This is a genomic window from Nocardioides sp. LHD-245 (assembly GCF_030929495.1).
GTDB lineage: Bacteria > Actinomycetota > Actinomycetes > Propionibacteriales > Nocardioidaceae > Nocardioides.
The window spans coordinates 449,133-470,787 of the sequence record NZ_JAVFWN010000001.1 but is presented as its reverse complement, the minus strand read 5'-3'; the positions used below and the strand labels follow the sequence as shown (position 1 = coordinate 470,787).

Here is a 21,655-nt window from a genome sequence, read left to right as displayed (position 1 = left end):
GCAGTCTCCCTTCGGGGTCGGTCAGTGGGTCCGACGCGGGGGAAGCTCGGCCGTCTCAGGCTACCTCCCCGGGTCGACGGATCCGTGCACCCCGAGAGGCTCGTGGGAGGCGTCGTCCGCGTGCGCGATGTGGCCGAGCTGGCGCCAGACCAGGGCGAGCGTGACCCCGGAGCCGACGAACGCGAACCAGAACGGCGCCATCACGCCGCCGTGCTCGGCGATGACGCCGCCCAGGCCGCTGCCGATCACCGTGCCGCCGTAGATCGACACGCTGTAGACCGAGCCGACCCGCCCCTGGTACGCCGTCGGCACGGCCCGCTGCCGGACGGCCTGCGACAGGGTGCCCCAGACGAACGCGTAGACCCCGAAGCCGAACATGATGAGGACGGCGATCCACGGCACCCGGGTGAGCGCGAACCCGAGGTGCATGAGCACCTCCAACGCCAGGCAGGCCCGCATCAGGGTCGCCAGCGGGACGTGCCGCTCGAGCCAGCCGTAGAGGAAGGTGCCCACGAGGCCGCCGGTCGCGGAGGCCGCGGTGAGCAGGCCGTAGCCGACCGGGCCCATGTGCAGGACGTCGAGGGAGTACAGCACCAGCATCGCCCAGGCCGCGGCCCAGGTGATGTTGAAGGTGACGATCACCAGGGCGAGGGTCCGCACCGGCGGGTGCCCGACGAGCCAGCGCACCCCGTCGGCGATGTCGCGCACCACATGGGTGTCGACCTCGCCGCGGACCGGGCCGGGCGGGAGCGCGATCCGGGACACCAGGACGATGCCGAGCAGGCCGCACCCGATCTGGGCGCCGAAGGGCACCGCCATCCCGACCGCGAACAGGGCGGCGCCGATCGGCGCGCCCGCGAACTGGTTGAGCGTGATGAACCCGGCCTGCAGGCGCGCGTTGGCGATTCCGAGATCCGCCCTGTCGACGAGCATCGGCAAGAAGGTGCGGTAGGCGGTGTCGGCGAAGACCTCCGCCGTCCCGAGCAGGAACATCGCGGCGAGCACCACCGCGATGCTCACCGCCTGAACGAGGATGGCGAGGCACAGCGCGCCGAGGACGACCATGCGGAGCAGGTTGGCCACCATGACCATCCGCTTGCGGTCGACCCGGTCGGCGACCGCGCCCGCGAGCAGGCCGAACAGCAGCCAAGGCAGCCCCACGAGCAGCATCGCCATCGAGACGAGCGCCGGGGACCGGGTCTGCGAGGCGACCAGCAGCGGCCCGGCGGCGAGCGCGATCCCGTCGCCCAGGTTGCTCACCCAGGCCGACATCAGCAGCCCGCGGAAGCCCGGTCCCAGCCGCGCCGGTGCGACTGTCTCGATCACCCTGCTCACGAAGTCAGGACGCTAGGCCGCGGGCAGACCCCACGGCCAGTCGTTTTCGGTGTGGCCGCCAGGCGACCTTCAGCTCCGCGGCCCGAGCGCAGCGAGGACCGGGCGGCGAGCTCGATATGCGACGCGCTCGGCCGCCCATGGAGTCCTGGTCAGGCCGGCTGCATCTCCGCATCGCCGGTCAAGATCTCGGCCGCGCGGGCCGACATCAGCTTGTCGTTCTCCTCGGAGAGGCGGAGGACGAGGGACTCCAGCTCAGCGACCCGGTTGCGCAGCCGAGCGTTGTCGACGGCGAGACGGGGGTCGCGGAGGTCGCTGTTCAGGTGACCGATCAGCGCCTTGGCCATGAAGTTGAGCCTTCCGGTTCGACAGGGTGACGGCCCTTGGGGGCCGTCTCCAAGAGTCCCACTTCAACGCAGCCGGGTCAAACCTCGGGGGCGTCCTCTCCCCTGCCCGGTGGAGACAGGGTGCGGAGCGGACGGAGTGCCGGGAAGGCCGCGATCGCCGCAACGGGGAAGGCCCGGCGAACCGGGCCTTCCCGGCACGTTCCTGGGGACGCGCCTCAGCAGCTGTGGCGGACCTCGCCGGTGCAGCTGTCGCGCCCGGCGCCGCCGTAGACGACGTCGACGCCCTTGCCGCCCTTGAGGACGTCGTTGCCACCGCGACCGCGGATGACGTCGTCACCGGCCCGGCCCTTGATGGTCTCGCCCTTGTCACTGCCGAGCAGGGTGTCGTTGCCGGCACCACCGCTGTAGGACTGCAGGCCCTTCAGCCGGACGGCGTTGCCGCCCGCCCAGCTGGCCAGGCCGGACGCGACATCGATGCGAACCGGGGTGGTCAGCGGAGCGAGGCTGAAGGAGTCGACGCCCGAGCCGCCCTTGATCAGCGACGTGGCGACCGTGTTGAGGCCGGGCTCGGCGGGCTCGCCCGTCGCGGGCTGCGGCGCGGCCACGATGAACGCGTCCTCGCCCTTGCCGCCCTTGATCTCGCCCGACGTGCGGTCGAAGACGACCGTGTCGTCGCCGGCGTTCATCCGCAGGGTGCTGGTGAGGTAGGTGGCGTAGACGATGTCGTCTCCGGCGCCCGCGTGGATGTCGGCCACCGGGACCTTCACCGTGATGGTGTCGTCGCCGTCGCCGCCGAACACGACGTCGTTGCCGGCGAGCACGCTCACCTTGTCGTCGCCCGCTCCCGCGTCGACCCGGTCGTCGCCGGCGCCGCCGTCGATCGTGTCGTTGCCGTCGCCGCCCGTGATGGTGTCGTTGCCCGCACCACCGAGGACGGCGTCGTTGCCGCCGAGCACGCTGACGGTGTCGTTGCCGGCCCCGGCATCGACCCAGTCGTTGCCGGCACCGGTGGTGATGACGTCGTCGCCGTCGCCACCGCAGACGGTGTCGTTGCCGCCGAGGCCGTTGAAGGTGTCGTTCCCGGCGTCGAGGAACACCACGTCGTCGCCGGCGGTGCCGTTGAGGACGTCGTCGCCGGGCGTGCCGAGGATGGTCACGGCCTTGCCGTTGCACAGGGGCGGGTCGGCGGCGTAGGCCGTCCCGGGAACGACGGTCGTGGCCCACAGGGCACCACCCGTCACGAGCGCGAGCGCGCCCGCCGTACGCCGAAGATTCGCGTGCATGGTTCGTACTCCTTGGCTGTCGTCGAACATGACACCCAGCACAGCGGATCGCGGCGACCGAGGATTACACCCGACGTGGCCGGGGAAGACACCCGGGACACGCGGGCCCGGGTGTAATGGATCGACCATCCGGCCCGCTCACCGTGGTGTGTCAGGATCGATGGCGGTGGGCGAGCTGGGCGACGTCCCCGAGCTCCCCACCGTCCGCACCCTGACCACCGAGCGAGGAGGCGTCCTGAGTTCGCGGGAGCCCCAGCGCACCGTCGATCCGCTCGGCGAGCCGCTGGCACGGGCCCTCGACGGCGACGAGGACGCGTTCGGCGAGGTCTGGCGCCTGCTCCACCCGCCGCTGCTCCGCTACCTGCGGGTCCGTGACCGTGACACGGCCGAGGACATCGCCGCAGAGACCTGGCTGCACGTCGTCCGCGACCTGTCGCGGTTCGCGGGCGGCCCCGCGGAGTTCCGGGCCTGGGTGTTCACGCTGGGGCGGCACCGGGCCATCGACGCCGGACGGGCCCGGGCCGCGCGGCCGAGCACGCCGACGGCCGAGGTCATCGACATCGGCACGGCGCCGAGCGCGGAGGCCGCGGCCCTGGAACGGGTCGACACCGACGCGGCCGTCCGCCTGGTGGCCAGCCTGCCACCGGCCCAGGCGGAGATGGTGATGCTGCGGGTGGTGGCGGGCCTCTCGGTGGCCGAGGTCGCGGTGATCGTCGGCAAGAAGCCCGGGACGGTGGCGGTCAACGTCCACCGGGCACTGAAGAAGCTGGCCCGCACGCATCGGGCCCGGAGAGGCGAGGGGGTGAACACGAGATGAGCAGGGAACCGGACGGTCTGGACGAGTTCGAGGAATCCGCGCTGGTCCGAGCGCTGCGCGCCCCCGGCACCCTCGAGGAGCTCGCCGGCGAGGAGCGCTTCGTGGCCGCCTTCCGACGCGCCCGTCGCTCCCCTGTCCGCGGCGGGCGGGTGATCGGCCGGATCGGCGTCAGCGGCGCGGCGCTGCTGGCGGCCGTGACCCTCACCGGTGGCGTCGCGGCCGCCGCCTACACCCAGCGCCTGCCGCACTCCGTGCAGGCCATCGCCCACGACGCCTTCGGGGGGGTCGGGGTGCCGCCGGAGCGCGCCGTGGCGACGCCCCCCGAGCCGCGCACCGCCCGCCCCGCCCCCGAGCCGTCGGCGAGCGAGCAGGCCGGCGCGCGGCGCAGCCCGAGCGCCGCCCGCTCCCCGCGCGCCGGCGACCGGGACTCCCCCGCGGTCGAGTCGTCCGTGGAGACCGCGCCCGGCGACGCCGTGGACACGGCCGCGCCCGATCCGAGCGGGAGCGCCTCCGAGTCGGCCGGCACGGCCACCGACCCGACCACCGACCCGACCAGTGACACCTCCTCCGACACCGCGCCCAGCGGCCCGTCGACAACGCCCCCCGACCCGCCGGTCACGGTGCCGACCAGCGTCTCGGTGACCACCTCCGTCCGCCGGGTCGTCACCGGCGGCCGGGCCAGCGTCACCGGCCTGGTCCTCGACGACGGCGAGCCGGTGGTCGGCGAGCAGGTCGACCTGTTCCAGCGATCGGCCGCGGGCCGCTGGAGCGAGATCGCCTCCGCGGTGACCGGCGCCGACGGTGCCGCCACCTTCGCCACGGGCAGCCTGGCCGAGAACGCCTTCTTCCGGATCCGGGTCGAGGTCGACACCGACGGTGACGACGAGCCCGACCGCGTGCTGCAGTCCCGCAAGCGCCGGATCGGGGTACAGCCAGCGCTCACCCTGAGCGCGACCGGCCCGGTCGTCTCTGTCCACACCCTCGGCGCGGGGCCCGGCGACGCGTTCACGGTCAGCCGTCGCGCGACCGACGGCCGGCTGGTCCGGATCGGCATCCGCCAGATCGACGACCAGGGGGGCGCGAGCATCGACCTGTCGTCCTACACCGGGCGGGTCCGGATCCTGGTCCGGGTGCTGCGCACCTCGACCCACACGGCGGTCAAGCGGTGGGTCACGGTCCGGGTGCCGCGCGAGCCCAAGGCACCGCAGACGCCTACGCCGACCCCGTCCTCGACGCCGTCGTCCTCACCGAGCGCGGAACCGTCTGGCAGCGCGGGCAGAAGTACGACGACCGGTTCATGAACGCGACCCGGCGGATCGGCGTACCGCACCGGTCGCAGGGCTCGGCCTCGCGGCCGTAGGCGTGCAGTGAGCGGTCGAAGTAGCCCGACTCGCCGTTGACGTTGACGTAGAGCGCGTCGAAGGACGTGCCGCCCTGGGCCAGCGCCTCGTTCATCACGTCACGGGCGTGGCCGAGCAGCTCGACCGCCTGACGGCGGGTGAGTCGGTCGCCGGGACGCTCGCCGTGCAGGCGGGCGCGCCAGAGCGCCTCGTCGGCGTAGATGTTGCCGACGCCGGAGATCAGTCCCTGGTCGAGCAGCAGCCGCTTCACGCCCGAGGTGCGGGCGCGCAGGCGCGCGACGAACGCGGCGTCGTCGAACTCGGGGTCGAGCGGATCGCGGGCGATGTGGGCGATCTCGGGCGGCAGGTCGGCGCCGCCGGCCGAGACGGACAGGCCGCCGAACATGCGCTGGTCGACGAACCGCAGCTCGCGGCCGTGCGCGGTGCCGGTCAGTGCGAAGCGGACCCGCAGGTGCCGCTCCGCGGGGGCCGACGTCGGCTGGACGAGGAGCTGGCCACTCATCCCGAGATGTCCCAGGATCGCGTCGCCGTCGTCAAGTGGGAGCCAGAGGTACTTGCCGCGCCGGCGGGCGCCGACGATGCGGCGGTCGATCAGCGCCGCGGCGAAGCCGGAGGCGCCGGCCGGGTGGCGCCGGACCGGACGGTCGTGCAGGACGTCGACCGCCGCGATGGTGGCGCCGACGACGTGGCGCTCGAGGCCGGCGCGGACGACCTCGACCTCGGGGAGCTCGGGCATCGGGGGCGGGCCGGGATCAGCTGCCGGAGCCGTGCAGGCGGCCGTCGGCGTCGAGGCCGAGCGCGGTGGCGATCTCGCCGTACGCCGTCTCGGCCGCGCCCTGCTCGGCCTCCTTCTTCGAGCGGCCGGTGCCGTTGCCGTAGAGCTTGTCGCCGACGCGCACCTGGGCGGTGAAGGTCTTCATGTGGTCGGGCCCGTCGTCCTCGATGACGTACTCCGGGACGCCGAGCGACTGGTCGGCGGACAGCTCCTGGAGGGAGGTCTTCCAGTCCAGGCCGGCACCCAGGGCGGACGCCGCCTCGATGAGCGGGTCGAAGAGCCGGTGCACGACGGTGGAGGACACGTCGATGCCGCCGCTGAGGTGGATCGCGCCGATGACCGCCTCGACCGTGTCGGACAGGATCGAGGCCTTGTCGCGACCGCCGGTCGCCTCCTCGCCGCGACCGAGCTTGATGTGGGCGCCGAGCCCGATGTCACGAGCGACGCCGGCCAGCGCGCGGGCGTTGACGACCGCTGCGCGCAGCTTGGCGAGCCGGCCCTCGGAGAGGTCCGGATGAGCCAGGTAGAGCGTCTCGGTCACGACGACACCGAGCACCGAGTCGCCGAGGAACTCCAGCCGCTCGTTGGTCGGCAGGCCGCCGTTCTCGTAGGCGTAGGACCGATGGGTCATCGCGCGTTCGAGCAGCTCGGGGTCCAGGACCGGATCCCCGAGCGCCCGACGCAGCTCGACGTAGTTGGTGATGCCGCTGGCCTTCGCCCGGTTGGGGTCAGAGGACCTGACGACGGTCGGCGCGCGCGCCGTACTGGCCGCAGGTGCCGCAGGCGCGGTGCGGGAGGTGCTTGGCACCACACGCCGGGTTGGCGCAGGTGACCAGCACCGGGGCGACAGCCTTCCACTGCGAGCGACGGTGACGCGTGTTGCTGCGCGACATCTTCCGCTTCGGAACAGCCACTGTCTTCTCCTTGGTTCGGGTGCGCTCGGGTCGAGCGCCTCTTCAGTCCGTGGGGTCTTGCCTGAGCTCGGTCAGCGCCGCCCAGCGCGGGTCGATCGCAGCCTCGTGCGTGTGGTCCGGCTCGTCCGCCAGTCGCGCGCCGCATTCGGTGCACAACCCGGGACAGTCGTCCTGGCACAAGGGCTGGAACGGCAGTGCGAGCACCACCGCGTCCCGCAGCACGGTCTCCAGGTCGAGCAGGTCGTCCTGGAGCATGCTGACCTCGTCGTCCTCCTCGGCTCCCTCGGAGTCACGGATGTCGTCGTAGACGAACAGCTCCTGGAACGTCACCTCGACGTCGTCGTGGATCGGCTCCAGGCACCGTACGCACTCACCCTCCAGGGCGGCCGAGGCCGTCCCGGTGACGAGCACGCCTTCCATGACCGCCTCCAGGCGCAGGTCGAGCTCGACCGGCGCGCCCTCGGGGACGGAGAGGACTTCGATGCCCAGATCTGCTGGTGCCGGCACTGTCCGCGACACCTGACGCTGGGACCCCGGGCGGCGGCCGAGCTCGCGAGTGTCGAGCACGAGCGGCGCTCTCGGGTCCAGAGTGTTCAGGGGTTCGCTTCCAGGTCCGGGCACAACAGATCAGAGCAATCGTAGTGGGGCGCCCTGGGGCGGGCCAAATCAGGCGTGCCGGGGGCCGAGCTTCTGGGCGAGTCGCGCGTGCACCGCGGGCGGCACCAGCTCGGCGACCTCGCCGCCGAGCGAGGCGACCTCCTTGACCAGGCTGGACGACACATAGCCCAGGCTCGCGGTGGTCGGGATGAAGACCGTCTCGACGCCGCTGAGGTGCGCGTTCATCTGGGCCATCGGCAGCTCGTACTCGTAGTCGTTGCCGCCGCGCAGGCCCTTGACGATGGCCTGGGCGTCGATCTCCTTGCAGAAGTCGACGATCAGGCCGGTGAAGCCCATCACGGTGACGTTCGGCAGGTCGGCGCAGGCCTCGCGGAGCATCTCCAGCCGCTCCTCGGGGTCGAAGAGCCGCGACTTGGAGACATTGGTCCCGGTCGCCACGACCAGCTCGTCGAAGAGCGCCGAGGCCCGCCGGAAGATGTCGAGATGGCCGTTCGTGACCGGGTCGAAGGAGCCGGGACACACCGCGCGGGTCATGGGGCGAGGCTATCGGTGGGGCTCGCCTCGGCCAGCCACAGGTGGGTCTCGCCGTACTTCCTGAGCCGGCGCTTGCCCGCGAGCGGCAGCACACCGGCCGGCCAGCCGGGCTCCGGGCTGCGTCGCGAGCGCTCGACGACGACCAGCGCACCGGCCGCGAGCCAGCCCTGGCCGGCCAGGAGCGCGAGGTCGCCCCCGACCGTCGCCTCGTCGAGGGGATAGGGCGGGTCCATGAAGACCAGGTCGAAGGGGACCCGCGCCGGCTCGGCCAGGACGGCGGCGACGGGGCGGGCCACCACCTCGGCCGCCTCGCAGCCGATGGAGCGGGCGTTGCCCCGGATCAGGTCGGCCGTGCGCCGGTCGGACTCGACGAGCGTGACCGCCTCGGCACCGCGCGACCAGGCCTCCAGCCCGATCGCGCCGGAGCCGGCGTACAGGTCGAGGAGGCGCAGACCGCGCAGTGAGCCGGCCCAGGCCTCGATCGCGGAGAACAGCGCCTCGCGGACCCGGTCGCTGGTGGGCCGGGTCTGGTCGCCCTTGGGGGTCTGGAGGCGGCGGCCGCCCGCGACCCCGGCGATGATGCGGGTCATCGCGGCATCCTCATGACTTGTCGACGAAATCGGCCAGCTGCGAGCGTTCGAGGGCCCGCACGGCGTCCGCGAGCCCCGGAGCCTGCTCCAGCTCGGCGTCGGCGTCGAGCAGGCCCTCGGCGGCCTGCCGGGCGGCGACGATGGTGTCCTCGTCGCGCAGCACGCGGAGGTTCTCCAGGCTGGAGCGTCCGCCTGCCTGCGAGGCGCCCAGGACGTCGCCCTCGCGCCGCATCTCCAGGTCGATCCGGCTCAGCACGAAGCCGTCGGTGGTCGACGCGACCGCTTCCAGCCGTTCACGGGAGGGCGACTCGGCCTCCGTGTGCGTGACCAGCAGGGTCAGGCCCGGCAGTCCGCCCCGGCCGACCCGGCCGCGGAGCTGGTGGAGTTGGGAGATGCCGAACCTGTCGGCGTCCAGGATCACCATCGTGGTGGCGTTGTGGACGTCGACGCCGACCTCGATGACCGTCGTCGACACGAGGACGTCGAGGTCGCCGGCGGCGAACGCACGCATCGTGGCGTCCTTCTCGTCGGCGGGCAGCCGGCCGTGCAGGCGGCCGATGCGCAGCCCGGCGAGCGGACCGCCGCCGAGTCGCTCGACGACCTCCTCCACGGCCGCCGCGGGCGGCTTGGGGGCCGGCTGCTCGGCGCCGTCGTCGTCGGGATCGGCCAGGTCGACGGCGTCGACCTGGCCGGCCTCGGCCTCGTCGCCGGAGATCCGCGGGCACACGACGTAGACCTGGTGCCCCTTGCCGACCTCCTCGCGGACCCGCTCCCAGACCCGGCCGATCCAGCCCGGCTGCTCGGCCAGCGGGACGACATTGGTCTGGATCGGCGCGCGGCCGGCCGGCAGCTCGCTCAGGGTCGAGGTCTCGAGGTCGCCGAAGACGGTCATCGCGACGGTGCGCGGGATCGGGGTCGCCGTCATCACGAGCAGGTGCGGCGGCGCGGAGGCCTTGTCGGTGAGCGCCGCCCGCTGCTCGACGCCGAACCGGTGCTGCTCGTCGACGACGACGAGGCCGAGGTCGGCGAAGAGGACGTTGTCCTGGAGGAGCGCGTGGGTGCCGATCACGAGGCCGGCCTCGCCGGTGACGATCCGGGACAACGGGCCGGTGCGCTGGGTCTTGTTCATCGATCCGGTGAGCAGCTCGACGCGGGTGCCCTCCCCCGTGCCGAAGATGGTGCCACCGTCGGCGAGGTCGCCGAGCATGGTGACGATCGAGCGGTAGTGCTGCTGGGCGAGCACCTCGGTCGGGGCGAGCAGCGCGGCCTGGCCACCGGAGTCGACCACCCGCAGCATCGCCCGCAGCGCCACCAGCGTCTTGCCGGAGCCGACCTCGCCCTGGAGCAGCCGGTTCATCGGGTGCGGCTGCGCCAGGTCGTCCTCGATCCGGTGGCCGACCTCGACCTGCCCGGCGGTCAGCTCGAACGGCAGCCGGTCGTCGAAGGCCTTCAGCACGGCGCCGTCGCCGCCGGTGCGGGCGGTCGCGCCCTCGGCGCGGCGTGCTCGCCGGCGCCGGCCGAGCACCAGCTGGGTGACCAGCGCCTCCTCGAAGCGGAACCGGTGGTGGGCGCGCGCGACCTGCTCGCGGTCATCGGGCTGGTGGACCCAGTCGTAGGCGTCCTGGATGCCGAGCACGTCGTACTCGTCGCGGACGGCGTCGGGCAGCAGCTCGGCCACCGGCTCCATCACCTGGCGCGCGAAGGTCACGGCCCGGGCGATGTCCCAGGTCTCGACGCCCTTGGTGAGCGGGTAGATCGGGAAGAGCGGCCCGAAGTCGAGCACGTCCTCGACGCCGTCTCCCCCGCCCTCGGCCTCGTCGCCCATGCCGAAGATCGTCATCGCCGGGTTGACCAGCTGCCACTGGTCGCGGAACCGGTCGGCCTTGCCGAGGAAGACGCCGCGGTTGCCCTGGGCGACCCGGCGCGCCTGCCAGCCGGCGGTGCCCTGGTTCTTGGCGAAGAAGGTCATCCTCAGGCGCGGGCCGCCGGTGCGCAGCACCGCCTCGACCCGGTACGCCGGGCGGCCGGTCCGGCGGTCCTTGTAGGTCTTGATCTCGCACTCGGCGATCTCGCCGACGACGCACAGCAGCTGCCCGATCCGCAGGTTGTCGATGCGGGTCAGCGACCCGGTCTCGAGGTAGCGGCGCGGGAAGTGGCGCAGCAGGTCGCCGACGGTCTCGATGCCGAGTCCCTCGGCGAACCGCTTGCGCTTGGCGGGCGTGGTCGCGCCCAGGACCGCGGTCACGGACGATGCGAAGTCGATAGCCACCAGAACCTCATTCGACGGACATGAGGAGCGGGTACCGCTCCTGCCCACCGTCGTACACCACGACGTCGACATGGGGGTGGAACTCCTCCACCCAGGCCGTCGCCCGATCGGCCAGCCCGGCGCTGTCCGCACCGCTCACGATCGTGACCAGCTCACCACCCGCGGCCAGGAGACGGTCGAGGACGACGAGGGCGACGGAGCCGAGGTCGTCGCCGACGACGGCGAAGTCGCCGGCGATGACGCCGAGAGCGTCGCCGGGCTCGCAGGGACCGGCCATGGTCATCGCCTGCCGGGCGGCGATCGTGACCGCGCCGTGCCGGACGTGGCGGGCGGTCGCGGTCATCTCGGTCACGTCCTGGTCGAACGCGCGGCCCGGCTCGTGGACGGCGACAGCGGCCAGGCCCTGCACCTGCGTGTGGGTCGGGATCACCGCGACCCGCAGGCCCGCGGCACCGTGGTCTGCCTCGGCGGTGCTCGCCGCGGCGAGCGCGGCGCGGATCGTCGGCTCGTCGTTGGGCAGGACCACGACCTCGCGAGCGCCGCAGGCCGCGATCGCCTCCAGCAGCTCGCCGGTCGAGGGGCGGCGCCCGGGCCCGCCGCGGACCACCTCCGCCCCGGCCTCCTCGAACAGCGCGGCCAGACCCGGGCCGGCCGCGACGGCGACGACCCGGCGCCCGGCGAGCGTGGGCGGCACCGGCGTCTCCGCCGCCGCCTTCTGGGCGATCTGCTCGGCGAAGTGGGTGACCCGGATCCGGTGCGGGCGGCCGACCGACAGACCGGCCTCGATCGCGGCGCCGACGTCGTCGGTGTGGACGTGCACGTTCCACAGGCCGTCGCGGCCCACCACCACGACCGAGTCGCCGAGCGTGCCGAGCCGCTCGCGGAGCCCCGGAGCGACCGTGTCGTCGGTGTCGAGGAGGTACATCACCTCATAGGCAGGGCCGTCCGCGCTCAGCTCGTCGGCACCCGGTCCGACGTGGGGCACCGGGATGACGTGGCTGCCCAGCGGGGCCGTCACGGGGATCGGGCGGCGACCGGTCAGCACCGTCTCGGCGGCGTCGAGGATCACCGACAGGCCGCGCCCACCGGCATCGACCACGCCTGCCTGGGCGAGGACGTCGAGCTGCTCGGGGGTGCGCCCCAGGGCCTCCCGGGCAGCCGCGGCCGCCGCGGTGAGGACGTCGCTGCTGCGCGCTGCGGGGGCATCGGCCGCCGTCGTACCGGCCGCCGCGGCGGCGCGCATCACGGTCAGCATGGTGCCCTCGACCGGCTCCCCCACGGCGGCGTAGCTGGCCGCGGAGGCCTGCTGCAGCGCCTCCGCCATCACGACCGCGTTGCGCTCGTCGGCGCGCGCGGTGCCGATCCGGCGGGCGGCCGCGCCCAGCATCTCGCTGAGGATCACGCCGGAGTTGCCGCGGGCGCCGAGGAGTGCGCCGCGCGCCATCGCCGAGAGCGGCGCGTCGACCTCGCTCACCAGGTCCGGGCTGTCGGCGTGCTCGCCGAGGGCGGCGCGGATCGCATCACGGGCGGCGACGACGGTGAGATACATGTTGGTGCCGGTGTCGCCGTCGGGCACCGGGTAGACGTTGAGCGCGTCGACCTCCTCGCGTGCGCCCGCCAGGGCGTCCACGGCGATGTCGACGAACCGGACGACCGACGCCAGCGCGATGCCGCTGCGCCGCTCCCCGGGCGCCGTCCGCTCGTCCATCGAGGTCACCCTAGGGCACGTGCCGCGGGCTCCGCCGATTTCGGTCCGCACGGTCGCGTCGGCTATTCTCGTCCGGTTGCCCGAAGCGCCCTCTGCGCGCCCGGCGTACAAGACTTAGTGACGAGCAATCTCCAGGAGTGACAACCATGGCCGCCGTGTGCGACATCTGCGACAAGAAGCCGACGTTCGGCAACAACCGGCCGTGGTCGCGCAAGATCACCAAGCGTCGCTTCGACCCCAACATCCAGCGTGTGCGCGCCGTGGTCAACGGCACCCCCAAGCGCCTCAACGTCTGCACCGGCTGCATCAAGGCCGGCAAGGTCACCCGCTGACCTGATCTCTCACCGACCCGTCGCGTTCGAACGCGACGGGTCGGTGTGTTTTTGCGCGGCCGGCGCAGATGAGGTTCGCCGTCGAGGTTCGTCTGGGCCGGGTCGGCGCGTCCAGGAGCTTCATCTGCGCCGGGTCGGCGCCTCCGGGAGCTTCATCTGCGCCGGGTCGGCGCGTCCGGGAGCTTCATCTGCGCCGGGTCGGTCAAAAATGAGTCCAGCCGGTGGGGCCGTCGTAGGCGCCGCCGTCGACCGTGACGGGCAGGTCGGCCCGGGTGCCGACCGAGCCGATCCGGGTCCAGCCGTCGGGCAGGGTGACGCCGGACGGGAAGGTGGCGAGCAGGGGGTGGTCCTCCCCGCCGCCGAGGATGAACTGCAGCGGGTCGGCGCCGGTCGCCTGACCGACGGCCAGGAGCGGCTCGGGGATCTCGAAGGCGCCGGTCTCGACGTCGATGCTGACCCCGGAGTCGTCGGCGAGGTGCCGGGCCTCGGCCAGCAGTCCGTCGGACACGTCGATCATCGCGGTGGCCCCGGCCTCGGCGGCGATCGGCCCGGCGTCGTACGGCGGCGCGGGGCGTCGGTAGGCGTCGACGAGCACGCGGGGCGAGCGGAAGCCCCGCCCGAGCACCGCGAGGCCGCCGGCGGACCAGCCCTGACGCCCGCACAGGGCCAGGACGTCGCCGGGCGCGGCGCCCGAGCGCAGCACCGGGGACACGGCGCAGGCGCCGATCACAGTCACGGCGACGACGATCTCGTCGGCCCGGGTGACGTCGCCGCCGACCAGGCCGGCGCCGACGAGCGCGCACTCCTCGGCGAAACCGCGGGTGAAGTCGAGTGCCCACGCGGCGGGGAGATCGGCGGGGGCGGCGAGCCCCACGGTCAGCCACTGGGCCCGGCCACCCATCGCATTGATGTCGGACAGGTTCTGGGCCGCGGCCCGGTGGCCGACATCGACCGCCTCGGCCCAGTCACGACGGAAGTGTCGTCCCTCCACCATCAGATCCGTCGAGACGACGACATGGCCCTTGCGGACCCGGAGCACAGCGGCGTCGTCGCCCGGGCCGAGCAGCACGTCCTCCCCCGGCGCCGTCGCGGCGACCACCTCGCTGATCCGGCCGATCAGGCCGAACTCGCCGAGATCCGCCAGGGTCGGGTCACGGTCGGTCGCATCTGCCATGGCTCCATCCCACCAGACGACCGCAGGGGCAGACGGCACCGGCTCGCGGGTTCTGTTCCCAGGGGGTGCGCGGTAGGTTGAGGCGTCCGACCAACTCATCCGGCGGGAGCGTGACCCCATGGTGGTGCAGGCCTACATCCTGATCCAGACCGATGTCGGCAAGGCGGCCGAGGTCGCCCGCGAGGTGGGCGCGATCGCCGGCGTCACGCTGGCCGAGGACGTCACGGGTCCCTACGACGTCATCGTGCGCGCCGAGGCCCGCAACGTCGACGAGCTCGGCAAGCTCGTGGTCTCCAAGGTGCAGAACCTCGAAGGCATCACCCGCACCCTCACCTGCCCCGTCGTCCACATCTGATCGTTGCCCCGCTCCTCCCGGGGCCGCCTCGTCCCGCTCGCGGCTCTCCTCACGCTGCCCCTGAGCCTGTCGGCGTGCGGCGGACCGGTCGAGGTCGACATCCCCCGGCAGTCCGCGGCGGACCGGGCCGCCTGTGCCGCCTTCGCGGCCGACCTGCCCGACTCGCTCGCCGACGAGGAGCAGGTCTCCATCGAGCCGGCCGACGCCCCCGCAGCGGCGTACGGCGACCCGGCGATCGTGGTCCGCTGCGGCGTCGCGAAGCCCGCCGGATTCGACCTCACCGCGTCCTGCGAGTCCGCCGACGGTGTCGGCTACTACATCCCCGACCAGCAGTACGACGACCAGGGGCTCGACCTCACCCTGACCGCGGCCGGCTACCGCCCCCGGGTCGAGGTCACCATCCCGTCGCGCTACCGGCCCAACGCGGGTCCGGCGGCCATGACCGTGCTGGCGCCCCTGATCAAGAAGCACCTCACGCTGGTCGACGACTGCGACTGAGCCCCACCGGGCCGGGCGCGACCGATACGCCCACCTGTACCTAGCGCAGGCCGGTGTCGCGCCGGAGGGCCAGCGTCAGCAGCCGGTCGACGAGCTCGCCGTACGGCACTCCCGTCGCCGCCCACATCTGCGGGAACATCGACAGCGGCGTGAAGCCCGGCATCGTGTTGAGCTCGTTGACGACCAGCGAGCCGTCCGGCATGAGGAAGAAGTCGACGCGGGCCAGCCCCTCGCAGCCGACCGCGGTGAACGCCTGCGCGGCCATCGCCCGCATCCGCTCCTGGACGCCGTCGGGCAGGACCGCGGGCACATCGAGCTCGGTGTGCTCCTCGGGGAGGTACTTGGCCTCGAAGTCGTAGAACTCGTGTTCGCCGGTGATCCGGATCTCCGCCGGCAGGCTGGTGTCGACGCCGCCGTCGAGCGCCGCGAGGACCCCGCACTCGACCTCCCGGGCGCCCTCGGCGGAGACCTCGACGAGGACCTTCGGATCGTGCGCGAGCGCGCCCTCCAGGGCCGCGTCGAACTCGTCGGGTGTGTGCGCCTTGGCGATGCCGATGCTCGAGCCGCCCCGGGCGGGCTTGACGAAGAGGGGGTAGCCGAGCACGGCGACGCGCTCGCGCACGGCCTGCGGGTCGGCGGCCCACTGGCGGGCGGTGACGGTCTCGCTCGGCATCACCGGCAGGCCGGCGTCGTGCAGCACGATCTTCATGAACGCCTTGTCCATGCTGACCGCGGAGGCGAGGACCCCCGAGCCGACGTACCGGACGTCGGACATCTCGAAGAGGCCCTGGATCGTGCCGTCCTCGCCCCAGGGGCCGTGCAGGAGCGGGAAGACGACGTCGACCTCGCCCAACGCGTGCGGCGCCTGCGACGGCTCGCTGACGACGAGGTCCGTGCCGTCGGTCGTGCGGGCCAGGCTGACGGAGGCCCGGTCGCCGTCGACCGCGGGCAGCTGACCGGGGCCGGTGATCCGGTGGCGTTGCGGGTCGTCCGCCTCGAGCACCCACCGGCCGTCGGTGGCGATGCCGATCGGGATGACGTCGTACTTCTCGCGGTCGATGGCCTGCAGCACGCTCCCCGCCGTCACGCACGAGATGGCGTGCTCACTGGAGCGGCCGCCGAAGACGACAGCGACGCGGACACGGCGGCCGGTGGGAGAGCTCATCGGCGATGACCCTACCTTTGGGACATGGCCGCTCCTGCGCACGACCCGTCCACGACTGCCCCGGCGCTGCGTCCCGCCACGCTCGCGGTGACCGCCGGCCGGCCGCCGCACGGACCCGACCAGCCGTTGAACGTGCCGATCACGATGACCTCGACGTACGGCGCGACAGGCGATCTGGAGTACGGGCGCTTCGGCAACCCGACGTGGTCGGCGTTCGAGGAGACGCTGGGCGCGCTGGAGGGCGGTCGGGCCCTGGCGTTCTCGTCGGGCATGGCGGCGGTGACGACGATCCTCGACCTGGTCGGCGCCGGTGGCAGCGTGATCGCGCCACGGCACGCCTACAACGGTTCGGTGACCGCGCTCGCCGACGCCGAGGCGCGGGGTCGGCTGCGCGCGACTCTGGTCGACACCAGCGACACCGCGGCCGTGATCGCGGCGCTGCGGGCCGACGAGGACGTGGCCCTGCTCTGGCTCGAGTCGCCGACCAACCCCGCGCTGGAGATCGCCGACATCCCCGCGCTGTGCGCCGTCGCGCGGGAGCTCGGTGTCCGGGTCGTGGTCGACAACACCTTCGCGACTCCCCTGCTGCAGCAGCCGCTGTCGCTCGGCGCCGACATCGTCGTGCACTCGGCGACGAAGTACATCGCCGGCCACAGCGACGTCCTGATGGGCGCGATCGTCGTGGCCGACGACGAGGTGTACGCCGCCCTCAAGGGCCGGCGTGACCTCGCCGGTGCCGTGCCGGGGCCGTTCGAGACCTGGCTGGCCCTGCGCGGCCTGCGCACCCTGCACGTACGTCTGGAGCGCGCCGCCGCCAACGCCGCCGAGCTGGCCCGCCGCCTCGCCGACCATCGGGCCGTCGAGGAGGTGCGCTACCCCGGGTTCGGCGCGATCGTGGCACCTGTCCTGGCCGGCGGCGCGGACGCCGGGGACTTCCTGGTCCGCGCGACGTCGCTGTGGGTGCACGCGACCTCCCTGGGCGGTGTCGAGTCGACCTTCGAGCGGCGGCGCCGCTGGAAGCTCGAGCCGGCCACCATCCCCGAGGGCCTGGTCCGGCTGTCCGTCGGCATCGAGGACGTCGAGGACCTGTGGGCCGACCTGAAGCAGGCCCTCGACCGGATCGACGCGTGAGCACCGTGGCCGACCTCGCCACGCGGCTGCGCGACGATCTCCGCTCGGCGCTGCGCGCGCGCGACCTCGCCACCGTCAAGGTGCTGCGCACGATGGTGGCCGCGATCGCCAACGCCGAGGCGGTGCCGGTGTCCGACACGGGAGCGGCCCGGCCCGCGGGCGCGGGGACGATCGCCGGCGCCACCTCCGGTCTGGGCTCCGCCGAGGCGCCCCGGCGCGAGCTCACCGACGACGACGTCCGCGCCCTCGTCGCGGGCGAGCGGGACGACCTCCTCGCCGCGGCGGCGCAGTCCGAGGCGCACGCACCCGACCGCGCGCGCGAGCTGCGGGCCGCCGCGGACCTGCTGTCGGCGTACCTCTAGCCGCCGGGCGGAGGCAGCCGGGCGGGGCAGCGTGGCGCGAGGAACGAGCGACACGCTCGCGCCATCCAGCTCAGCTCAGCTCGGCCTTGGTGTCGCGCGAGATGAACGCGTCCATCAGCTGCGAGGTGGTGAGCCGGCCCTGGACGACCTCGTCGACGGCGTCGACGATGGGTGCCTCGATGCCGGACCGGACCGCGAGGGCGCGCAGCGAGGAACAGGACTTCGCCCCTTCGGCGACCTGACGGGTCGAGGCGTAGATCTGCTCGACGGTCATCCCCTGACCGAGCTTCTCGCCGAAGGTGCGGTTGCGCGACAGCGGCGAGGAGCAGGTCGCGACGAGGTCGCCGAGGCCGGCGAGGCCCATCAGGGTGAGCGGGTTGGCGCCGAGATTCATGGCGAGCCGGGCGGTCTCGGCGAGGCCGCGGGTGATCAGCGAGGCGGTGGTGTTGTCGCCGAAGCCCTGGCCCACCGCCATGCCGACGCAGAGGGCCACGACGTTCTTGTAGGCGCCGCCGTACTCGCAGCCGAGGACGTCGACGCTGGTGTAGGGCCGGAACGCCGGCGAGTGCACCCGCTGCTGGAGCATCGTCGCGACGGACTCGTCGGCGCACGCGACGACCGAGGCGGCCGGCTCGCGGCGGGCGATCTCGCGGGCCAGGTTGGGGCCGCTGACGACAGCGATCCGGTCCGCGCCGATGTCGCCGACCTCCGCGATCACCTCCGACATCCGCTTGAGGGTGCCGAGCTCGACGCCCTTCATCAGCGAGACCAGCACGGCATCCTTGTCGACGTACGGCAGGAAGGCCGGGAGGTTGTCGCGCAGGGACTGCGACGGCACCGCGAGGACGACGACGTCGGCGCCCGCGAGGGCCCGCTCCGGGTCGTGGGTGGCGGTGATGGTGCGCGGCAGCTCGATGCCCGCGAGGTACTCGACGTTCTCGTGCCGCTCGTTGACCGCCGCCGCCACCTCCTCGCGCCGCGCCCAGATGCACACGTCGTTGCCGGCGTCGGCCAGCACGATCGAGAATGCCGTGCCCCACGAGCCGGCACCGAGTACCGCGACCTTGTTGCCCATCAGCTCGCCGCCTTCTTGTTCCTCTTGAACCGGTCGCCGTGCACGGCCATGTCGTAACGCTCCGCGGGCGCGGTCTCTCCGCGCACCAGCTCGAGCTCGTGGGTGATCGCGGTCATGATCCGGTCGGTGGCCTCGTTGACGACCGCGATCGTCGGCTCCTTCGCCCGCAGGTCGTCGAGCCGGACGGGCGGCCCGACACGCATCACGACCCTGCGGCGCGGGACGACGTGCGGGCGCTTGGTGTACGGCGCCAGGATCTCGTGCGCCCCCCACTGTCCGACCGGGATCACCGGACAGCCGGTCTCGAGCGCGATCCGGGCCGCGCCCGACTTGCCCTTCATCGGCCACATGCCGGGATCACGGGTGATGGTGGCCTCGGGATAGATGACGACGCACTGGCCGGAGCGGACCGCCTCCACCCCCGCGGCGTAGGCACCGACCGCGTCCTTCGTCTCGCGCTTGACGGGGATCTGACCGGCCCCACGCAGGAAGAAGCCCAGCGCCGGGTTGTCGAAGAGCCCCGACTTCGCGAGATAGCGGGGCAGGTAGCCGTGGTCGTAGACGAGGTGCGCCGCCGTCAGCGGGTCGACGTGCGAGATGTGGTTGAGAGCGATGATGAAGCCGCCGGAGGCAGGGATGTTCTCGCCGCCGATCCACTCGCGTCGGGTGGCCGCCAGGAGCGCCGGCTTGAGGATGGGGACGGCGATGTCGAAGGCCCAGCCCCGCTTCTCCTGCAGCTTCCGAACGGTCACGAGAATGCAGGCTACCGGTCGCCCCGGGCCACCACGACGAGGTCCGCGCGGGCCCTGCGAGGATTCATGTGTGTTCACACATCCGGGCTCCTTCGCCGTGCTGCTGCCAGTGAAGTCGCCGGGCACGGGCAAGTCCCGGCTGTCGACCCTGCCGGACCAGCACCGCGCACGGCTCGCGGCGGCGTTCGCTGTCGACGTCGTCGACGCGTGCCTGCGCGCCGACGGCGTCGCGGGGGTCCTGGTGGTCAGCGACGACGGCGCATTCGCGACGCGGCTGGCCGCGCGGGGCGCCGCGACCTGCGCGGACCCGGGAGGCGGCCTGAACGCCGCTCTGCGGCACGCGGCGGCGTACCTGCGCACCCGGCGGCCGGACCTGCGCCCCGTGGCCCTCTGCGGCGACCTGCCGGCACTGCTTCCGTCCGACCTGGCCGCGGCACTCGCGGATGCGAGATCCCGCCGCGGCCCGTGCTTCGTCCGCGACGCCGACGGAACGGGAACCACGCTCTACAGCGCGGAGTACGCCGACTTCGAACCCCGCTTCGGACCGGGCTCCGCAGCCGCCCATGCCGGATCGGGGGCCCGGCCGCTGGCCGGCGAGCTGCCGACCCTGCGCCGCGACGTCGACGACGTCGACGGACTGGCCGCCGCCATCGCCCTGGGGACGGGCCCATCGTCGGCCGAGGTGCTCCGCGCGATCGGGCTCCTCCCGCAATGACGAACGGGCCGTACTCCTTGCGGAGTACGGCCCGTTCGGCGTCATCGTCGAAGCAGGCGTCAGGCCTTCTTCGCGGTCTTCTTGGCCGGAGCCTTCTTGGCGGGAGCCTTCTTGGCAGGCGCCTTCTTCGCCGGAGCCGCCTTCTTGGCCGGAGCCTTCTTGGCAGGCGCCTTCTTCGCCGGAGCCGCCTTCTTGGCCGGAGCCTTCTTGGCAGGCGCCTTCTTCGCCGGAGCCGCCTTCTTGGCCGGAGCTGCCTTCTTGGCGGCAGCGGCGGCCTTCTTGGCCGGAGCGGCAGCCTTCTTGACCGCGGTGGTCGCGGCCTTCTTGGCGGGAGCAGCGGCCTTCTTTGCGGGCTTCGGCAGCGGCGCGAGCTTCTTCGCACCGGAGACGACGTTCTTCAGGTCAGCGCCGGCGCTGAACTTCGGAACGGACTTCTTCTTGGTCTTCACACGCTCGCCGGTCTGCGGGTTGCGGACCCAGCGGGCGTTGCGAACGGCCTTCTCGAAGGAGCCGAAGCCGGTGATGGCGACCTTCTCGCCCTTGGCGACCTGCCGGGTGATCGTGTCGAGAACCGCGTCGAGTGCGTGAGCCGCGTCCTTGCGGCTGCCCTCGAAACGGTCGGCCAGCGCGTCGATCAACTGAGACTTGTTCACTACCTGTCCTTCCGAAACGCCGCGCTGGGCGTCCCTTGTGCTGATGCGGCCGAGCCCTCGCCCAGCCGTCCTTTCATGGGAACGCTAGGCACTACCAGGCACAGTCACAATCACCACGCCGAAGTTCTTGCGTCTTTTTTCGTGATTTGGGCGCTATTTCGGCCCATTCGGCCGTCCTCGGCGCCCCTCGAGCCCCCTACGGGCGATCTCGGCGAATGCCGCAATGACGACGGGCCGACCCGCGGATGTCGCGAATCGGCCCGTCGTAGAGCGGTTTCAGGCGTGCTGGGTGACCGGCTTCCAGCTCGGTCGACCGGACTCGTACGACGCGATGTCGGCCTCGTGGCCGAGCGTGATGCCGATGTCGTCGAGGCCTTCGAGCAGGCGCCAGCGGGTGTAGTCGTCGATGTCGAAGGAGTCCTCGACCTCGCCGCCCGGCGTGGTCACCGTCTTGCTCTCGAGGTCGACGGTGATCTGGCCGCCAGGGTTGTCCTCGAGGTAGACCCACAGCCGCTCGACGACCTTCTCGTCGATCTGCCCGGCCACCAGGCCCGCCTTGCCGGAGTTGCCGCGGAAGATGTCGGCGAAGCGGGAGGACAGGACCACCTTGAAGCCGTAGTTCTGCAGCGCCCAGACCGCGTGCTCGCGCGAGGATCCGGTGCCGAAGTCGGGACCGGCCACGAGCACGGAACCCGAGCTGTAGGCGGCGTTGTTGAGCACGAAGTCCGGGTCGTTGCGCCACGCGGCGAAGAGTCCGTCCTCGAAGCCCGTGCGGGTCACGCGCTTGAGGTAGACCGCCGGGATGATCTGGTCGGTGTCGACGTTGCCGCGGCGCAGCGGGACGCCGACGCCGGTGTGGGTGGTGAACTTCTCCATGGTTCAGATCTCCGTTCGT

The 21,655-nt window shown here is 72.7% G+C and carries 25 protein-coding genes; 8 read left to right on the top strand and 17 right to left on the bottom strand.

Features of this window, described 5'->3' with window-relative positions:
* Window positions 1–60 precede the first annotated feature (60 nt).
* The 3 genes from RB608_RS02220 to RB608_RS02210 form a co-directional block, all read right to left on the bottom strand.
* Window positions 61–1,335: an MFS transporter gene (locus RB608_RS02220; RefSeq protein ID WP_308086141.1), complete on the bottom strand. Its 1,275-nt coding sequence runs from the start codon at window positions 1,333–1,335 to the stop codon at window positions 61–63.
* Window positions 1,336–1,484: 149 nt separating this feature from the next.
* Window positions 1,485–1,679 carry a hypothetical protein gene (locus RB608_RS02215; RefSeq protein ID WP_308086140.1) on the bottom strand — a complete coding sequence of 65 codons (195 nt, stop codon included), beginning with the start codon at window positions 1,677–1,679 and terminating at the stop codon, window positions 1,485–1,487.
* A gap of 215 nt (window positions 1,680–1,894) precedes the next feature.
* Entirely contained in the window at window positions 1,895–2,962 is a 1,068-nt protein-coding gene (locus RB608_RS02210) for a calcium-binding protein (RefSeq protein ID WP_308086139.1), read from the bottom strand.
* A 166-nt stretch (window positions 2,963–3,128) separates the two neighbouring features.
* Between RB608_RS02210 and RB608_RS02205 the strand changes: the two genes are divergently transcribed.
* Together RB608_RS02205 and RB608_RS02200 are read left to right on the top strand one after the other, a co-directional pair.
* A complete protein-coding gene (locus RB608_RS02205; protein ID WP_308086138.1) occupies window positions 3,129–3,779 on the top strand; it encodes a sigma-70 family RNA polymerase sigma factor in 651 nt (216 codons plus the stop codon).
* A complete protein-coding gene (locus RB608_RS02200) occupies window positions 3,776–5,080 on the top strand; it encodes a hypothetical protein (RefSeq protein ID WP_308086137.1) in 1,305 nt (434 codons plus the stop codon). Before RB608_RS02205 ends, RB608_RS02200 begins: the two co-directional genes overlap by 4 nt.
* On the opposite strand, the gene mutM is transcribed toward RB608_RS02200, so the two are convergent.
* From mutM to RB608_RS02160, 8 genes are all read right to left on the bottom strand, one after another.
* Window positions 4,992–5,876: a bifunctional DNA-formamidopyrimidine glycosylase/DNA-(apurinic or apyrimidinic site) lyase gene (gene mutM / locus RB608_RS02195; protein WP_308086136.1), complete on the bottom strand. Its 885-nt coding sequence runs from the start codon at window positions 5,874–5,876 to the stop codon at window positions 4,992–4,994. The two genes, RB608_RS02200 and mutM, sit on opposite strands and share 89 nt — an antisense overlap.
* A gap of 16 nt (window positions 5,877–5,892) precedes the next feature.
* The gene (rnc, locus tag RB608_RS02190) at window positions 5,893–6,723 is read right to left on the bottom strand and encodes a ribonuclease III (RefSeq protein WP_392390957.1); all 831 of its coding nucleotides are present in this window, start codon (window positions 6,721–6,723) and stop codon (window positions 5,893–5,895) included.
* Window positions 6,644–6,829 carry a 50S ribosomal protein L32 gene (gene rpmF / locus RB608_RS02185; RefSeq protein WP_141006753.1) on the bottom strand — a complete coding sequence of 62 codons (186 nt, stop codon included), beginning with the start codon at window positions 6,827–6,829 and terminating at the stop codon, window positions 6,644–6,646. The genes rnc and rpmF overlap by 80 nt, the downstream gene beginning before the upstream one ends.
* 42 nt (window positions 6,830–6,871) lie before the next feature.
* Window positions 6,872–7,396 (bottom strand): YceD family protein, encoded by a 525-nt coding sequence (locus tag RB608_RS02180; RefSeq protein ID WP_308086134.1) that lies wholly within the window; start codon window positions 7,394–7,396, stop codon window positions 6,872–6,874.
* 99 nt (window positions 7,397–7,495) lie between these two features.
* Window positions 7,496–7,981: a pantetheine-phosphate adenylyltransferase gene (gene coaD, locus RB608_RS02175; RefSeq protein WP_308086133.1), complete on the bottom strand. Its 486-nt coding sequence runs from the start codon at window positions 7,979–7,981 to the stop codon at window positions 7,496–7,498.
* Window positions 7,978–8,571, bottom strand: coding sequence for a 16S rRNA (guanine(966)-N(2))-methyltransferase RsmD (gene rsmD, locus RB608_RS02170; protein ID WP_308086132.1), 594 nt, complete (start codon window positions 8,569–8,571; stop codon window positions 7,978–7,980). Before rsmD ends, coaD begins: the two co-directional genes overlap by 4 nt.
* Before the next feature lie 10 nt (window positions 8,572–8,581).
* Window positions 8,582–10,840, bottom strand: a complete 2,259-nt coding sequence (locus tag RB608_RS02165; protein ID WP_308086131.1) for an ATP-dependent DNA helicase RecG — start codon at window positions 10,838–10,840, stop codon at window positions 8,582–8,584.
* Window positions 10,841–10,847: 7 nt separating this feature from the next.
* Window positions 10,848–12,548, bottom strand: a complete 1,701-nt coding sequence (locus RB608_RS02160) for a DAK2 domain-containing protein (RefSeq protein WP_308086130.1) — start codon at window positions 12,546–12,548, stop codon at window positions 10,848–10,850.
* A 146-nt stretch (window positions 12,549–12,694) separates the two neighbouring features.
* Between RB608_RS02160 and rpmB the strand changes: the two genes are divergently transcribed.
* On the top strand, window positions 12,695–12,880 hold the full coding sequence (gene rpmB / locus RB608_RS02155; protein ID WP_038680308.1) for a 50S ribosomal protein L28: 186 nt from the start codon (window positions 12,695–12,697) through the stop codon (window positions 12,878–12,880).
* A 202-nt stretch (window positions 12,881–13,082) separates the two neighbouring features.
* On the opposite strand, the gene RB608_RS02150 is transcribed toward rpmB, so the two are convergent.
* Entirely contained in the window at window positions 13,083–14,054 is a 972-nt protein-coding gene (locus tag RB608_RS02150) for a thiamine-phosphate kinase (RefSeq protein ID WP_308086129.1), read from the bottom strand.
* A gap of 121 nt (window positions 14,055–14,175) precedes the next feature.
* Here RB608_RS02150 and RB608_RS02145 point away from each other — a divergent pair, with 121 nt between their 5' ends.
* A complete protein-coding gene (locus RB608_RS02145) occupies window positions 14,176–14,409 on the top strand; it encodes an Lrp/AsnC family transcriptional regulator (RefSeq protein ID WP_205013941.1) in 234 nt (77 codons plus the stop codon).
* A gap of 3 nt (window positions 14,410–14,412) precedes the next feature.
* Window positions 14,413–14,907 (top strand): DUF3515 family protein, encoded by a 495-nt coding sequence (locus RB608_RS02140; protein ID WP_308086128.1) that lies wholly within the window; start codon window positions 14,413–14,415, stop codon window positions 14,905–14,907.
* 40 nt (window positions 14,908–14,947) lie between these two features.
* Here the strand turns inward: RB608_RS02140 and RB608_RS02135 are convergent, their stop codons facing one another.
* Entirely contained in the window at window positions 14,948–16,072 is a 1,125-nt protein-coding gene (locus tag RB608_RS02135; RefSeq protein WP_308086127.1) for a D-alanine--D-alanine ligase family protein, read from the bottom strand.
* 24 nt (window positions 16,073–16,096) lie between these two features.
* On the opposite strand from RB608_RS02135, the gene RB608_RS02130 reads away from it, so the two are divergent.
* Both RB608_RS02130 and RB608_RS02125 read left to right on the top strand, forming a co-directional pair.
* Window positions 16,097–17,203, top strand: coding sequence for an aminotransferase class I/II-fold pyridoxal phosphate-dependent enzyme (locus RB608_RS02130; protein ID WP_308086126.1), 1,107 nt, complete (start codon window positions 16,097–16,099; stop codon window positions 17,201–17,203).
* Window positions 17,200–17,565 carry a hypothetical protein gene (locus RB608_RS02125; RefSeq protein WP_308086125.1) on the top strand — a complete coding sequence of 122 codons (366 nt, stop codon included), beginning with the start codon at window positions 17,200–17,202 and terminating at the stop codon, window positions 17,563–17,565. Before RB608_RS02130 ends, RB608_RS02125 begins: the two co-directional genes overlap by 4 nt.
* A 70-nt stretch (window positions 17,566–17,635) precedes the next feature.
* Here the strand turns inward: RB608_RS02125 and RB608_RS02120 are convergent, their stop codons facing one another.
* Both RB608_RS02120 and RB608_RS02115 read right to left on the bottom strand, forming a co-directional pair.
* Window positions 17,636–18,640, bottom strand: coding sequence for an NAD(P)H-dependent glycerol-3-phosphate dehydrogenase (locus tag RB608_RS02120; RefSeq protein WP_308086124.1), 1,005 nt, complete (start codon window positions 18,638–18,640; stop codon window positions 17,636–17,638).
* On the bottom strand, window positions 18,640–19,392 hold the full coding sequence (locus RB608_RS02115) for a lysophospholipid acyltransferase family protein (RefSeq protein ID WP_308086123.1): 753 nt from the start codon (window positions 19,390–19,392) through the stop codon (window positions 18,640–18,642). Before RB608_RS02115 ends, RB608_RS02120 begins: the two co-directional genes overlap by 1 nt.
* 70 nt (window positions 19,393–19,462) lie before the next feature.
* On the opposite strand from RB608_RS02115, the gene cofC reads away from it, so the two are divergent.
* Window positions 19,463–20,107: a 2-phospho-L-lactate guanylyltransferase gene (gene cofC, locus RB608_RS02110; RefSeq protein WP_308086122.1), complete on the top strand. Its 645-nt coding sequence runs from the start codon at window positions 19,463–19,465 to the stop codon at window positions 20,105–20,107.
* Window positions 20,108–20,166: 59 nt separating this feature from the next.
* On the opposite strand, the gene RB608_RS02105 is transcribed toward cofC, so the two are convergent.
* Both RB608_RS02105 and leuD read right to left on the bottom strand, forming a co-directional pair.
* Window positions 20,167–20,760 (bottom strand): HU family DNA-binding protein, encoded by a 594-nt coding sequence (locus RB608_RS02105; RefSeq protein ID WP_308086121.1) that lies wholly within the window; start codon window positions 20,758–20,760, stop codon window positions 20,167–20,169.
* 276 nt (window positions 20,761–21,036) lie between these two features.
* Window positions 21,037–21,636 (bottom strand): 3-isopropylmalate dehydratase small subunit, encoded by a 600-nt coding sequence (gene leuD / locus RB608_RS02100; RefSeq protein ID WP_308086120.1) that lies wholly within the window; start codon window positions 21,634–21,636, stop codon window positions 21,037–21,039.
* Between the last annotated feature and the right edge of the window lie 19 nt (window positions 21,637–21,655).